The following is a 14799-nucleotide window of genomic DNA, read 5'->3' on the forward strand; positions in this document are numbered from 1 at the left end:
TTGCTTGTTCAATTGCTGCCGCCAGTCAGGTTAGCTTCCATTTTTTCTTCGCGGGTAAATTTGAAACGGGTGATGACGACCCACAGGTCATCTTTATCACTTGACAACATATTCGGTGGGAAACGGCCGAACGGTGCCGCGCGGCGCACGATGGCCAGGGCGGCTGCGTCCAGCGCAGGGTTGCCCGAGCTTTTTTCCACGCGGGCGCCGCCTTCCTTCTGGTAAATCGTGCCGTCCTGAAAGATGGGAATGTAGACGACCAGTTCGCCATATATCTTGCGGCCATTCTTTTGCGGGAAATTCAGGGTACCGATTTCCTCGATGCGCTTTTGCAGGGTCTTGTAATACATGGCATAGCCGACCTCCTGCGTGCTGGGCGTAATAAAAGTCTTGCGCGGACGTTTATTCTGGTCTTCCACGGTCTGGCTGATCTCGGCCGCCATGCGTGCGATGGCCTTGCTGCTTTCCATCAAGTCCGAACCGGACGCCAGCGGATTGGGCTTGTCCTTTTCCGTGACGGGCGCGGCGCTGTAAGGCGTCGGCCTGGCGGCCTGCGTCAGCAATTCCTGCTGTTTTTGTTCCAGTTCGGCAATGCGCCGGGCGCTGGCCTTGACGCTATCGCCCTCTTCCACCTTGCGCATGTCCGGCAAGGGCGACTTGGCGCGGCCCTTGTCGGCCTGCCCACCGCCGTCGAGGTTGGCTTGCGCCAGCGCATCGGCCTTCAGCGGTTTGTTCGCATGCTTGGCGTTGACCAGGATCACTTCCAGGCCGGGATCGGTGGCGACGGCCCGCTGCGGCGCCGGGGCGACAAAATGCATCGCCAGCAAGGCGCCGTGCGCCAGCAGCGATACCGCCACGGCAATCATCAGGAAACGATACTCTCGGAAAGACTTCACGCGCAACCCAGTTCCTTACAACACACGATACAAGATGGCTGAATTCTACGTCAAAGGGCGATGCCGGCAACAGTTTTCAGCACCGCCCTGGTGGCCTGCCTGGGACCTTACTTGACCTCGGGCTCGCTGACCACGTCTTCACTGGCCAGTTCCGCCACTTCCGCATCGGCGTCGCTGACCTGGTTCGCCGCTTCCGGCGCTACTTCCTCCGCACCGTCGTCGCCCGCGTCTTCTTCGTAGTCGAGCTCGGCATCGGCCGCCGCATCGGGCACGGCGGCGATTTCCAGCAGGCGCGCTTCGATGCTCAGGTCGACTTCATCCCAGCGCAAGAGATCCAGCTTGACCTGCGCACCGCGCGCCACCGATGGCATGCCCGGCAGCTTGATGACCAGCGGAATGTCGACCAGGCGCAAAATCTCGTCTTTCAGGACGACTGCATCGACCTGGCGCGCGTTTTCCTGGTGCAGCCAGCGCAAGCACCAGTAGCGTTCCATGTTCGACTGGAAATCGCCATACGCGGCATACGCGGCGTCGAACGCCGAGACGATGGCGAACAGGTTCGCATCACGGGGCTTGAACGGGGCCACCAGCGGCGCCGTCACGCCATGCTCGGCGCAGGCGATGATTTGCCACTGGTTTACCAGATCCGTGTAGCGGCGCAAAGGCGAGGTGCTCCACGCATATTGATCCACGCCCAGGCCCTGGTGCGGCGCCGCATGGGTCACCATGCGCACCTGCATCTTTGCCGCCCAGCTATTGCCGCTGCCGCCGCCCTGGCTGCGGTAAATGCCCGGCACGCCATGGTCGTGCAGCATCTTGCCCCAGGTACTATTGGCAAAAATCATCAATTCAGCGACGATCTTGTCCAGCGGCGCGCCACGCTTGCGGCGCGCCACGGTGACGATATCGTTTTCCACATAAAAGTTGAAATCGACACGGTTATTCTGTTCCGGCTTCAGGCCGAACGCTTCGCGCTTCTTCATGCGGCCCTGTTCCAGCTGCTGCGCCCATTGCCACAGCACGGCAAAATCGGCCTTGTGCGGATACTCGCCTTCGCCGCTGGCCAGGGTTTCCTCGTTGACCAAGTCGTCGAGCTGGTTATGCCGCAAATTGCTGGCGATCGGCACCAGTTCGGCGCGCGTCTGCGTGCTGATGACCGCCCAGTCGGCTTTCGGGTCCAGCGTGGCGTACAGCGACAGGGCTGGGCACGTCGTGCCTTCCGCGAGCGTGAAAGCATTCACGATTTCGTCCGGCAGCATGGTGATCTTGTCGCCCGGCATGTAGACGGTCGACATGCGCTGGCGCGCCATCTTGTCGATCACGTCTTCCGGGCGGATGCCCAGGCCCGGCGCGGCGATGTGGATACCCACTTTCACGGTGCCATCGGGCAGCGGCTGCACCGAGAAAGCATCGTCGATCTCGGTGGTAGTCACGTCGTCGATCGAGAAGGCGGCCACCTCGGCCAGCGGCAGCTTGGCCGTCACGGCGGGCACGGGCACGTTCGGGAAGCCGGCACCTTTCGGGAAATTCTCGAAGAGGAATTTCGACAGGTGCAAGTCTTTCGGCGAAGCAATACCGCCGACGGCCAGCATCAGTCGCGGCGGCGTCGTGTGCAATTCCGTGCATGCCGCTTCCAGCGCCTTGTATTCGATGGTGTTCTTGTCCGGCTTGAACAGCAGCTGCAGCACCATGGGCTGCATCGAGGCGGGCAAGCGGTTCTGTTTCAGCTCTTCCACGTAGCTTGCCTGCACCAGCGCCTGCTGCTTTTTCTTTTCGATGCCGGCCAGGGCCGCCTTCAGCGACGCTTCCGGCGCCGCCTTGTAGCGGCCACGGCCCTTCTTGTAGAAATACACGGGCGCCGAATGCAGGGCCAGGATCAGGCCGGCCGCTTCCGGCGGCAGCGGTGCGTGGCCAAAATACTCGGCGCCCAGCTCGGCAAAGCCGAACTCGTCTTCGCCCGCCACTTCCCACAGGAAATCGAGGTCGATCTCGGCGGCAATGCTCTTGGCCTGTTCCAGCAGCTCGGCCGGGGCCGGCTTTTCATACTGCAGCAGCACATCCTTGACCTTGACCTTGGTGCGCTTGCCACTGGCCATTTCCACTTGATACGCTTCACCCGCTTGCGACAGGACCGTGCCGACCTTGAAATCGCCGGATTCTTCAAAAAATAGATTCATTGTTATGCTTTGTTTATTAATGTGTCGGTTGTAACGGTGCGAGTGAGGGACGTCAACTCCAGCACCGCCGGCAAAAATACTTCAGTTACCAGCAGCAATCCCTGGTGACGCTGATACAGGCAGCGGCGGGCAAAAAACAGCGCCTGTTCGTCGACGCGCTGCCCTTCCCGTGCCAGCGCCGCCTGCGCCCGCTGCACCAGCGGGTGGCCGGCGCGCAAGCGGGCAAATTCAAGGCTACCGCGCCGCACCATGCGGTCACCGAACAGGGTCGTACCCAGCGAGCGCTCGCCCAGCGCGGAAAACAAGGGCCAATCCGTGGCCGTCGCCTGCATGGGCACGACGGTATGGCCAAACACGGCCGGTTTGTCATCACAACGCAACAACACTTCGCGTTCCCACACCCGGCCCGCGCGGTGCAAACCAATGATGGCGGCCTCGTCGCTCAGGCAACGTGCCGTTTCCTGATGCAAACATTGCACGCGAAATGCCTGACTATGCGCTTTCAGCTTGGCCGTCAGCGACCCGCCGCCCGTCAGCCAGTGGCGCAGGGGGGGCGGCGCATTGACGGCATTCACGTGCGCATGCCATTGCGCCTGGCGCAGCGAACCCGGCCTCACCGGGCGGCGTCCGCATCGATGCCGCAAAAGGCCAGCACGGGCGCCAGGTAGTCGGCAAATTCGCTGATGCCATGGTCACTGCCGTCGATGACGCACTGCTGCGCCCCCTGATAATGCGCCAGCATATCGCGGTAGTCGAGCACTTCATCACCGGTGGCGGCAATCAGGAAGTAACGTTGCGGCTGCGTAATTTTCGCTACGGCAAACGCACGCAGTTCGTCGATATATTCGCGCTTGAACTCGAATGGCTGGTTCGAATGGAACTCGGTCGTCACGCCCACATGCTGTTCCAGGTCGATCAGCGGCACAATGGCGGGGTTCAACAGCACGGCACGGCAACCGAGCCGCTCGGCCAGCCAGGTGGCGTAATAGCCGCCCAGGGACGAGCCGATGATGGTCAATTCGGCAGGCGCCACGTCCTTGACCAGTGACAAGGCCATTGCGATGGCCAGCTTGGGCGAGGCCGGCAATTGCGGACACAGCCACTCTGCCTCGCGGCCCAGCGCCTGCATCTGCGCGGCCAGCAGGCGCGACTTCATCGACAGGGGCGACGAGCGGAATCCATGCAGGTACAGAATCATCGGCCCAGCGCCTCCAGCAACTTCTGGTGCACGCCGCCAAAGCCGCCGTTGCTCATGACCACGATCTGGTCGCCGGGACGGGCGGCAGCCGCCACGGCGGCCACCAGAGTATCGATGTCTTCATACGCGCTGGCAATCTTGCCCAGCGGCGCCAGCGCGTCGCCCAGGCTCCAGCCCAGCGCGGCATGGCTGCCGAAACCGAAGACCAGGTCCGCATCCTTCAGGCTGCCGGGCAGCGCATCTTTCATGGCGCCCAGCTTCATGGTGTTCGAACGCGGTTCCAGCACGGCCAGGATGCGGCCGGCGTTACCAATCTTCTGGCGCAGGCCGCCCACGGTGGTGGCAATGGCCGTCGGGTGATGCGCGAAATCGTCGTACACGGTCATGCCGTTGACCACGCCACGCACTTCCATGCGGCGCTTGACGCTCTCGAACGTGGCCAGCGAGGCGCATGCCTGGGCAATGGGCACGCCCACATGGCGCGCGGCGGCGATGGCCGCCAGCGCATTGCTGCGGTTGTGCTTGCCCGTGAGCCCCCACGCCACATGGCCTTCCTGCTGGCCATTGAAAACCACGTCGAAGCTGCCATCGGCCTGCTCTTGCAGTTGCCAGTTGGCATCTTGGCCGAAACTTTCTTTTTCACTCCAGCAACCACGCGCCAACACGCGCTGCAGCGACGCTTCGTCGCCATTGAACACCAGGCGGCCGATGCCGGGCACCGTGCGCACCAGATGGTGGAATTGCGTCTCGATCGCGTGCAGATCAGGGAAGATGTCGGCGTGATCATATTCCAGGTTATTCATGATGGCCGTCTTCGCGTGGTAATGCACGAACTTGCTGCGCTTGTCGAAGAAGGCCGTGTCGTATTCATCGGCTTCGATGACGAAGAAGTCCGATTCGGCGCTCTTGCCATCGATCTTGCCGGACAGACGGGCGGAAATGCCAAAGTTCATCGGCACGCCGCCGATCAAAAAGCCCGGCGCATAGCCCGCGTCTTCGAGTATCCAGGCCAGCATGGCCGAGGTCGTCGTCTTGCCATGCGTGCCGGCCACGGCCAGCACCCACTTGTTGCGCAAGATGTGTTCGCCGATCCACTGCGGGCCGGACACATACGGCAGGCTGCGGTTGAGGATTTCTTCCACCAGCGGGTTGCCGCGCGAGACGACATTGCCAATCACATACAAATCCGGGTTCAGCTTGGTTTGTTCGGGATCAAAGCCCTGGATCAGTTCGATTCCCTGCGATTCCAGCTGGGTGCTCATCGGCGGATACACGTTGGCATCGCAACCGGTGACTTTATGGCCGGCTTCCTTGGCCAGCACGGCCAGGCCGCCCATGAAGGTACCGCAAATGCCGAGAATATGAATATGCATGTGATCAGTGCGAAAGGTGCACGCTTAAGTAAGTAAGACGGTGAGATAAAAAAGAGCAAGTGTGGGATTTTACCTGACGCCATGACTTTTTCCGCTTCGGAGTATCATCTCGCTCATGACGAACGATGCATTTGACGATAGCGCGCAGCTGCGCCAGGAAATCGCCGCCGCTGCCGCACGCCTCGTGGCGCAGGATGGCGCCGATTATGGCAATGCCAAGCGCAAGGCGGCACGGCAAGTCCTGGGCGACGCGCCGAACCGGCCCCAGGTACTACCTGACAACGACATGATCGAAGAACAGGTGCGGCAATACAATGCCCTGTTCCTGGCCGACAGCCAGCCGGCGCGCCTGTTCCAGCTGCGCACGATCGCGCTGCAGGTCATGGAAGCGTTGCAACAATTTCATCCCCTGCTCAGCGGCCCCGTGCTCAATGGCACGGCCGGCCCCCACGACGAGATCTATTTGCAGCTGTTTGCCGAGAGCGCCAAGGAAATCCACATCTTCCTGCTGAATAAAAATGTCGTGCTCGACATGTCGGAAAGCCCGCATTTCAAGGGAGCGCGTTATGATGCGGTCGAGACAGCCAGTTTCTTGTGGAGAAACGAAGGCGTGCACGCAGCCATGTATGAGCTCGACGATATGCGCGGCGCACTGAAAGCCAAGGCGGACGGCAAGGTGCTGCGCACCGACATCGCCGGGCTGCGCAGCCTGCTGGCCGCCAGCCTTGCCGATGGCGTGCCGGCTGCCGACTAACATTGATATAGATAAAGTTATGACAAAAAAGAATTGGATCGGCTGCGCCATCGTCGCGCTGATGTTTGGCGGCATGGGCGCCTACGTGGGCATGCATAAAGAGAAAGCAAAAGCGGGACCGCTGACGACGACCATCGCGCCCGGCGCGACGGGCCCCGTCAACGAACTGTATGCGCTGTCCCTGCCGGACGCGGCGGGCGCCACGCAAGCCTTGTCGCAATGGAAAGGAAAAAACCTGCTGGTAAATTTCTGGGCGCCCTGGTGCCCGCCTTGCGTGGAAGAAATGCCGGAGTTATCCGAAGTACAAGGCCACTATGCGGCGAAAAACCTGCAAGTGATCGGTATCGGTATCGATTCGGCCAGTAATATTGCCACTTTTGCCAGCAAGGTCAAGATCGCCTATCCTGTGTATGTGTCCGGTCTGAGCGGCACCGACCTGTCGCGTCATTTTGGCAATGCCACGGGCGGTTTGCCCTTTACGGTGCTGATCGGCGCCGATGGCGAAGTCAAAAAGACCTATCTGGGCCGCTTGAAATTTGATCAGTTGCGCGCCGATCTGGATAAATTGTAAATTCGGAGCGTGCTTTTTTCTCTTGCCAATGCGTATCTTTGGCGGCAAAATGCGGAACTTTCGCTAAAACGGTCTTCCATACATGGCAAAAAACCTCCTTCTGCTCAACGGTCCCAACCTGAATTTGCTGGGAACGCGCGAGCCAGAGGTCTACGGCGCCAGCACCTTGGCCGATATCGAGCAGGCAGCAATGGCGCAAGCCATGGCGGCCGGTGCCGACCTGATCTGCTTTCAAAGCAACCATGAAGGCGCATTGATCGACCGCATCCATGCCGCGCGAGCGGAAGGGATCGATGCCATCGTCATCAATCCGGGCGGCCTGACCCATACCAGCGTTGCCTTGCGCGATGCGCTGGCCGGGGTCGCCATCCCGTTCGTGGAAGTCCATATCTCGAATATTTATCAACGCGAAACGTTTCGACATCACTCATTTCTCAGCGCGATCGCGCAGGGGACGATCTGCGGGCTAGGTATCGATGGATATCGGTTTGCCATCGACTTTGCGCTTAAAAAACGTTAATCTACGCGATCTGCACGCATTTAGCGCGGCGATAGGTTCTGGACATCACCGCATCACTCATAAAACAAACTACATTCCTAGGGGTTTTACATGGATCTACGAAAACTCAAGACCTTGATCGACCTGGTCGCCGAATCGGATATCGCAGAGCTGGAAGTGACCGAAGGCGAAAGCAAGGTTCGCATCGTCAAATCGTCGGCCATGCCGCAAAACCAGATGGTCATGATGCAGCCGCAAGGCATGCAAGCCCACTACCAGCCAGCCGCGCCAGCCGCGCCTGCGCCAGCGGCCGCAGTCGTCGCCGCCGAGCCTACGGGCTATGTGGTCAAGTCGCCGATGGTTGGCACCTTCTACCGCTCCTCCGCTCCTGGCAGCGCCGCCTATGTTGAAGTGGGCTCGGCCGTCAAGGAAGGTGATACCCTGTGCATCATCGAAGCGATGAAGCTCCTGAATGAAATCGACTCCGATAAAGCCGGCGTCGTGACCCAGATCCTGGTCGAAAACGGCCAGCCGGTCGAATTCGGTCAACCCTTGTTTGTGATCGGCTAAAACCCAGTCCACACGGCCGGCAACGGCCGTTTGCAGTTTTAGCCCCTCACACTTGTTGTTTCGCCGGCTCGCCGGCTCTCACAGACATACGCGAACCTACCATGTTTGAAAAAATCCTGATTGCCAACCGTGGTGAAATTGCCCTCCGTATTCAGCGCGCCTGCCGCGAAATGGGCATTAAAACGGTTGTAGTCCACTCCGAAGCCGACAAGGACGCAAAATACGTCAAGCTGGCCGACGAATCCGTTTGTATCGGCCCGGCACAGTCGGCCCTGAGCTACCTGAACATGCCCGCCATTATCAGCGCCGCTGAAGTGACGGATGCACAAGCGATTCACCCAGGCTATGGCTTCCTGTCGGAAAACGCCGACTTTGCCGAACGCGTCGAAAAATCGGGCTTCGTCTTCATCGGCCCACGCTCCGAATCGATCCGTTTGATGGGCGACAAAGTGTCGGCCAAGCAAACCATGATCAAGGCCGGCGTACCGTGCGTGCCCGGCTCGGAAGGTGCATTGCCGGACGATCCGAAAGCGATCGTGCAAATTGCCCGCAAGGTCGGCTACCCGGTCATCATCAAGGCCGCTGGCGGCGGTGGCGGACGCGGCATGCGCGTCGTGCACACGGAAGCTGCCCTGATCAACGCCGTGTCGATGACCAAGACGGAAGCCGGCACGGCTTTCGGCAACCCTGAAGTGTATATGGAGAAGTACCTGGAAAATCCGCGCCACGTGGAAATCCAGATCCTTGCCGACGAACACAAGAACGCCGTCTGGCTGGGCGAGCGCGACTGCTCCATGCAGCGCCGCCACCAGAAAGTGATCGAAGAAGCACCAGCGCCGGGCATCCCGCGCAAACTCATCGAGAAAATCGGCGACCGTTGCGCCGAAGCCTGCCGCAAGATCGGCTACCGCGGCGCCGGCACGTTTGAATTCCTGTACGAAAACGGCGAGTTCTATTTCATTGAAATGAATACCCGCGTGCAAGTGGAACATCCCGTCACCGAGATGATCACCGGCATCGACATCGTGCAAGAACAGATCCGCATCGCCGCTGGCGAAAAACTGCGTTTCCGCCAGCGCGACGTCTTGCTGTCGGGCCACGCCATCGAGTGCCGCATCAATGCCGAAGATCCGTTCAAGTTCACGCCATCGCCAGGCAAGATCGTCTCGTGGCATGCGCCGGGCGGCCCTGGTATCCGCGTCGACTCGCACGCCTACGCCGGTTACTACGTGCCGCCGCACTACGACTCGATGATCGGCAAAGTGATCGCTTACGGCGCCACGCGCGAGCAAGCGATCCGCCGCATGCAGATCGCGCTGTCCGAAATGGTGGTCGAAGGCATCAACACGAATATCGCCCTGCACCGCGAACTGATGATCGACGCACGCTTCATCGAAGGCGGCACCAACATTCACTATCTGGAACAGAAACTGGCCGACATGCCGGACCTGGGCAAGAACCTGAATGGCGGCAGCCCCAGCATCGCCAAGAAATCCGAAATCAAGGCGGGCGCATGAGCTGGACGGAAATCGTCATCGAAATCGCCCGTGACAACGCCGAGGCCATGTCCGACGCCTTGATGGAAGCGGGCGCCCTGTCGGTCTCGGTGGAAGACGCCGATGAAGGCACGGATGCCGAGCAGCCCCTGTTTGGCGAGCCCGGCATGGAACCGAAGGAAGCGGCGTGGGAACGCAGCCGCGTGGTGGCGCTGACCGACGTCGACGCCGACCAGGCCGCCATCGTGGCTGCAGCCGCCGCAGCAGTCGGCATGGCGGAAGTTCCCGCCTTTACCATGCGCCCCGTGGAAGAGCAGGACTGGGTGCGCCTGACCCAGTCGCAATTCGCCCCGATTCATATCGGCAAGAATATCTGGGTCGTGCCCAGCTGGCACGAGGCACCGGATCCTGACGGCCTGATCCTGGAACTGGACCCGGGCCTGGCTTTCGGCACGGGCAGCCATCCGACCACGCGGCTATGCATGGAATGGCTGGAAGCCAATCCCGCTCCTGGCAAGAGCGTGCTCGACTACGGTTGCGGCTCCGGCATCCTGGCCATGGTGGCCAAGAAGCTGGACGCGCAAACCGTGGTCGGTGTCGATATCGACCCGCAAGCGATCGAATCGGCTGGCTTGAATGCCGAACGCAACCAGTGCGAAATCGAATATTTCTTGCCAGACACGTTTGCCACGTCGGCACACGCCACGGTCAAGTTTGACATCGTCGTCGCCAACATCCTGTCGAGCCCCTTGAAGCTGATGGCGCCCATGCTGTCGGGCCGTGTTGCCGCCGGCGGCGCGCTGATCCTGTCCGGCGTGCTGGCACGCCAGGCCGAAGAAGTGGCCGCGGCCTACGCACCGTTCATCGAACTGGGTGTGTGGGCCGAGCAAGATGGCTGGGTGGCCCTGCATGGCCGCCTGGGCAGCACGCAAGCGCCTGCGTCCCGCGCGGAAGGTGCATAAGCACAGCAATGGCCCTCGCCACCAAATGCCCCCATTGCAACACGATATTTCGGGTCGCTGCTGACCAGTTGAAGTTACGTGGGGGCATCGTGCGCTGTGGCACGTGCAGGGAAGTCTTTGACGGCAATGCCGCGCTGGTCGATCCAGCCGCGGCATCGCCGTTTTTAACGTCCGGCCCCGGCGCTGCCGCCGCGCTGTCGACCACGTATCCGGCCGACACCAGCCTGCCGTCCGCCACGGACGACGAACCCATCTATTCTCTCGACTTCGACACCTCGTTCGACCCGTTCGGCATCTTGCCGCCAACGGCGCAGCTCAAGGAAGACGACGGCGAGCACATCGAGCTGGACCTCGACGTCAGCCTGCCCGACGAGGCGCTGGCTGACGCGCCTGTCGCCGCCCCTGTCATGCCACCGGCCGAAGCAGCGGAAGCGCCGCTGCCCCAGCCGATGGCACCGTTCAAGCGCCGCCAGGTCGATGACGCCCCCGCCTTCGCCACGTATTTGCGCGACAGCCGCCGCGAATCGAGCCTGGAAACCGAGGCCGCCCCAGCATTGCCTGCCATCGACAAAGTCAGCCTGGACAAACCCGTGCCCGTCGCGTCTGCGCCCACGCGTTTGGAACCGACCTTGGCCGACCACACATTTGAACCACTGCCCGCCCCTGTTACGCCCGAGCCAGCGATTCAGGCCGAGGCCGAGGAAACGGCAGTGGCGCCAGCCGACGACGAACCGGCCTTTGTGATCCAGGGCCGGCGCCGCGAACAGAGCGGCAAGGCCTTGCGCGCGGCCATGGCCATCGGCTCGGTGCTGCTGCTGCTCCTGTTATTGCTGCAAGTGATGACCACCTTCCGCAATCCGCTGGCGGCGCAGTTCCCGCAGTGGAAGCCGACCCTGGTCGCGCTGTGCAAGCTCAGTGGCTGCCAGGTCGACTTGCCGGCGCAGATCGAAGCGCTGTCCATCGAACAGGGTGAATTGCAAACCATCAAGGAACAAACCTTTTCCTACGTCTCGCTGCTGCGCAACCAGAGCCGCAGCGTGCAAGCCTGGCCCAGCATCGAACTGATACTCAACGATGCCAACGACAAGCCGCTCTTGCGCCGTGTCATCGCGCCGCGCGACTATCTGCCGGCCACTATCGATGTGAGCAAGGGTTTTGCGGCGCGCTCGGAACAAACCATCAAACTGTACTTTGCATTAGACCAGCTCACGGCGTCTGGTTACCATATCGCCATCTTTTACCCTTAACCGACACTATCATGACCAACACATCGCTGATCTGCGGCTCGCTCGCCACCGACACCATCATGCAATTCCCCGGCCGCTTCGGTGAATCCCTGCTGGCCGACCAATTGCACAAGGTGAACGTGTCCTTCCTCGTGCCCACCATGCGCACGGAGTTCGGCGGCTGCTCGGGCAACATCGCCTACAGCCTGAAAATGCTGGGCGGCGACCCGCGCATCGTCGGCGTCATGGGCCAGGACAGCGCCGCCTACCTGGAACGCCTGCAAAAGCTGGGCATTTCCACCGCCAACATCCTGATCAAGGCCGACAGCTACAACGCGCAGTGCTTCGTCACGGCCGATGCGGACAATAACCAGATCAATGCCTTCCACCCGGGCGCCATGTCGTTCGCACATGAAAACCCGGTCGCCAATGCGGGCCCGGCCAAGGTTGCCATCATTTCGCCCGACGGCGACCAGGGCATGCTCAAGCACGCCGCCGACCTGGCCGAGCTGGGCATCCCCTTCATGTTCGACCCGGGTCAACAGTTGCCACGCTTCAATGGCGACCAGTTGATCGACTTCATCAACAAAGCCACGTATGTGTCGGCCAACGATTATGAAATGGAAATGTTGATGGAACGCACGGGCTTGACCCTGCCGGAGATCGCCAGCCGCCTGGACGCGCTGATCGTCACGCGTGGCGAAAAAGGGTCGGAAATCTATACGGACGGCAAGCGCATCGACATTCCTGTCGTGGCCGCCAAGGAAGTGCTGGACCCGACCGGTTGCGGCGACGCCTACCGTGCTGGCTTGCTGTTCGGCATCACCAACGACCTGGGCTGGGAAACCAGCGGCCGTCTGGCCAGCCTGCTGGGCGCGATTAAAATCGCCACGCAGGGCGCGCAAAACCATGTGTTTACGCCAGAAAGCATCGCCGACCAGTTCGAAGCGGCGTTCGGTTACCGCTATTAATATGTAGGTCGTAGGTCGGATTAGCGGGGCGCAGCCACGCGTAATCCGACAACATCATTGGCATCGCGGGTGATGTCGGGTTACGCTACGCTAACCCGACCCACGCCACCATCACCGTTACCTCAGCACAATAATCATCCCCACCAGCACCTGCGCGATCTGCAACAGAATCAGCGCCACCAGCAGCGACAAGTCTAGGCTGCCGATCAGCGGCACGACCTTGCGGAGCGGACGCAGCAGCGGCTCGTTCAGGGCCCGTACAAACGGCGCCAGCGGCGCATGCGGGTTGACCCAGCTGAAGATGGCTTCGATGATCAGCAAGGCCATGAAACCGTAGAGTATCCATTGCAAAAAGCGTTGCAGCGACTTGAGCAGCACCACTTCGACGGGAGCACCGGAAATAAACAGGACCGAACTGGCCAGCAGCACGATCAGGAAGGCGCCGATCAGGCTGGCCCAGTCATACCCGCCCACGCCCGGCACCACGCGGCGCAGGGGGCGCACCAGCCAGTCGGACAATTGAAACGTGAATTGCGCCACCGACGAGGGGGGCCGCACGCGCACCGCCTGCATCCAGAAGCGCAGCAGCAATACGCCGCCCAGCAAGGTGGCAATGGTATCAACGATCAATGTAAGGATAACGATCAGCACGACTAATTCTCCAAAAAAAAACCGCTGTGTGATTGAGTCACACAGCGGCGTGTTGCCTCATCCAGGCACCCGTATCGTCAGAATTACGATGGGCGGGTGCTGGTTGGGAATGGCCAGGCTGCAGCCGGTGCCAACACGGTTTTTGCTACAGGTGCGATAGGTGCCGATGGCTTGGCGACAGGCGCTGCCTTCTTCGGTGCGGCCTTTTTAGGCGCGGCCTTCTTGGCGGCTGGCTTGGCGACCACGGCGGCAGGTGCCGCTGCTGCCGGTGCAGCTGCCACGACTGGCGCTGCGGCTGGCTTGGCGGCAGGTTTCGCTGCGGCTTTCGCTGCTGGCTTGGCTGCTACCTTGGCTGCTGGCTTGGCTGCAGGTTTCGCTGCGACCTTGACGACAGGTTTCGCTGCTGCTTTGGCGACCGGTTTGGCGGCTACTTTAGCTGCTGGCTTGGCGGCAACTTTCGCTACCGGCTTGGCTGCCACCTTGGCCGCTGGCTTGGCTGCAGCTTTGGCTGCCGGCTTCGCTGCGGCTTTCGCTGCTGGCTTGGCGACGACTTTTTTCGCTGCTGGCTTGGCTGCTGGCTTCGCTACTGCTTTGGCGGCAGGTTTCGCTGCGGCTTTCGCTGCTGGCTTGGCTGCTGCTTTGGCTACCGGCTTGGCAACGGCTTTTTTCGCTGCTGCCTTGGCGGCTGGCTTGGCTGCCGCTTTTGCTGCTGGCTTCGCTGCTACCTTGGCCGCTGGCTTGGCTGCAGCTTTGGCTGCTGGCTTCGCTGCTGCTTTGGCGGCCGGCTTGGCTGCTGCCTTGGCGACGACTTTTTTCGCTGCTGGCTTGGCTGCTGCCTTGGCGACCGGTTTGGCGGCAGGTTTCGCTGCGGCTTTTTTCACGGCTGGCTTGGCTGCTGCCTTGGCCACTGGTTTTGCTGCGGCTTTTGCTGCTGGCTTGGCGGCCGGCTTGGCAACGGCTTTTTTCGCGACAGGCTTGGCTGCTGCCTTGGCGGCAGGTTTCGCTGCCACTTTCGCGGCTGGCTTGGCTGCCGGCTTGGCTGCCGGCTTAGTTGCCGGCTTAGCTGCTGCCTTGGCCGCCGGTTTCGCTGCGGCTTTGGCTACTGGCTTGGCGGCCACTTTTGCTGCCGGCTTGGCAGCCACTTTTGCTGCAGGCTTGGCTGCGGCTTTGGCGACTGGTTTGGCGGCTGGTTTCGCTGCGGCTTTGGCAGCTGGTTTAGCGGCAACCGTCTTGACTGCGGCTGCCGGCTTCTTCGCGGCAGGAGCAGCCTTGGCGGCTGGTTTCTTTACTTCTGATTTCTTAGCGGCTGTTGCCATTTGTCTCTCCTTCATCTGAGATGAGAAATTTAAGCTACAAGATTTAAACCCGTCCGACCCACCACAGGGATAGGCCAGGCGAATTATTCATCGGCACAAACGGTCGTTTGCGCTAATGAATTCGGCACCAGCTGAACTG

15 protein-coding genes are annotated in these 14799 nt (G+C 61.1%); 8 read left to right on the forward strand and 7 right to left on the reverse strand.

What is annotated here, in order from left to right; all coding sequences use genetic code 11:
- Positions 1–8 precede the first annotated feature (8 nt).
- The 5 genes from O0882_RS05560 to mpl form a co-directional block, all read right to left on the reverse strand.
- Positions 9–866 (reverse strand): energy transducer TonB, encoded by an 858-nt coding sequence (locus O0882_RS05560; RefSeq protein ID WP_289946845.1) that lies wholly within the window; start codon positions 864–866, stop codon positions 9–11.
- A gap of 137 nt (positions 867–1003) precedes the next feature.
- Positions 1004–3073, reverse strand: coding sequence for an RNB domain-containing ribonuclease (locus tag O0882_RS05565; RefSeq protein WP_289945985.1), 2070 nt, complete (start codon positions 3071–3073; stop codon positions 1004–1006).
- 2 nt (positions 3074–3075) lie between these two features.
- Positions 3076–3690: a chorismate lyase gene (locus O0882_RS05570; protein ID WP_289945986.1), complete on the reverse strand. Its 615-nt coding sequence runs from the start codon at positions 3688–3690 to the stop codon at positions 3076–3078.
- Positions 3687–4271 carry a YqiA/YcfP family alpha/beta fold hydrolase gene (locus O0882_RS05575; protein ID WP_289945987.1) on the reverse strand — a complete coding sequence of 195 codons (585 nt, stop codon included), beginning with the start codon at positions 4269–4271 and terminating at the stop codon, positions 3687–3689. The genes O0882_RS05570 and O0882_RS05575 overlap by 4 nt, the downstream gene beginning before the upstream one ends.
- A complete protein-coding gene (gene mpl, locus O0882_RS05580) occupies positions 4268–5644 on the reverse strand; it encodes a UDP-N-acetylmuramate:L-alanyl-gamma-D-glutamyl-meso-diaminopimelate ligase (protein ID WP_289945988.1) in 1377 nt (458 codons plus the stop codon). The genes O0882_RS05575 and mpl overlap by 4 nt, the downstream gene beginning before the upstream one ends.
- 115 nt (positions 5645–5759) lie before the next feature.
- Here mpl and O0882_RS05585 point away from each other — a divergent pair, with 115 nt between their 5' ends.
- The 8 genes from O0882_RS05585 to O0882_RS05620 all read left to right on the forward strand — a co-directional run bounded on the left by O0882_RS05585 (position 5760) and on the right by O0882_RS05620 (position 12693).
- Complete coding sequence (locus O0882_RS05585; RefSeq protein ID WP_289945990.1) at positions 5760–6398, forward strand: hypothetical protein; 639 nt, start codon at positions 5760–5762, stop codon at positions 6396–6398.
- Positions 6399–6417: 19 nt separating this feature from the next.
- A complete protein-coding gene (locus O0882_RS05590; protein ID WP_289945994.1) occupies positions 6418–6969 on the forward strand; it encodes a TlpA disulfide reductase family protein in 552 nt (183 codons plus the stop codon).
- An 82-nt stretch (positions 6970–7051) separates the two neighbouring features.
- Positions 7052–7489 carry a type II 3-dehydroquinate dehydratase gene (gene aroQ / locus O0882_RS05595; protein WP_100874447.1) on the forward strand — a complete coding sequence of 146 codons (438 nt, stop codon included), beginning with the start codon at positions 7052–7054 and terminating at the stop codon, positions 7487–7489.
- A gap of 90 nt (positions 7490–7579) precedes the next feature.
- Positions 7580–8038 carry an acetyl-CoA carboxylase biotin carboxyl carrier protein gene (gene accB / locus O0882_RS05600; protein WP_096237829.1) on the forward strand — a complete coding sequence of 153 codons (459 nt, stop codon included), beginning with the start codon at positions 7580–7582 and terminating at the stop codon, positions 8036–8038.
- Between the two features lie 101 nt (positions 8039–8139).
- On the forward strand, positions 8140–9555 hold the full coding sequence (accC, locus tag O0882_RS05605; RefSeq protein ID WP_289946000.1) for an acetyl-CoA carboxylase biotin carboxylase subunit: 1416 nt from the start codon (positions 8140–8142) through the stop codon (positions 9553–9555).
- Positions 9552–10496 carry a 50S ribosomal protein L11 methyltransferase gene (gene prmA, locus O0882_RS05610; protein ID WP_289946003.1) on the forward strand — a complete coding sequence of 315 codons (945 nt, stop codon included), beginning with the start codon at positions 9552–9554 and terminating at the stop codon, positions 10494–10496. Before accC ends, prmA begins: the two co-directional genes overlap by 4 nt.
- 8 nt (positions 10497–10504) lie before the next feature.
- Positions 10505–11743 carry a DUF3426 domain-containing protein gene (locus tag O0882_RS05615; RefSeq protein ID WP_289946005.1) on the forward strand — a complete coding sequence of 413 codons (1239 nt, stop codon included), beginning with the start codon at positions 10505–10507 and terminating at the stop codon, positions 11741–11743.
- Between the two features lie 11 nt (positions 11744–11754).
- Entirely contained in the window at positions 11755–12693 is a 939-nt protein-coding gene (locus O0882_RS05620) for a carbohydrate kinase family protein (RefSeq protein ID WP_289946006.1), read from the forward strand.
- A 117-nt stretch (positions 12694–12810) separates the two neighbouring features.
- Here the strand turns inward: O0882_RS05620 and O0882_RS05625 are convergent, their stop codons facing one another.
- On the reverse strand, positions 12811–13344 hold the full coding sequence (locus O0882_RS05625) for a YggT family protein (RefSeq protein ID WP_289946009.1): 534 nt from the start codon (positions 13342–13344) through the stop codon (positions 12811–12813).
- A gap of 83 nt (positions 13345–13427) precedes the next feature.
- Positions 13428–14660 (reverse strand): hypothetical protein, encoded by a 1233-nt coding sequence (locus tag O0882_RS05630; protein ID WP_289946011.1) that lies wholly within the window; start codon positions 14658–14660, stop codon positions 13428–13430.
- Positions 14661–14799: the final 139 nt, after the last annotated feature.

Source organism: Janthinobacterium sp. SUN073 (genome assembly GCF_030397665.1).
Classification (GTDB): domain Bacteria; phylum Pseudomonadota; class Gammaproteobacteria; order Burkholderiales; family Burkholderiaceae_D; genus Janthinobacterium.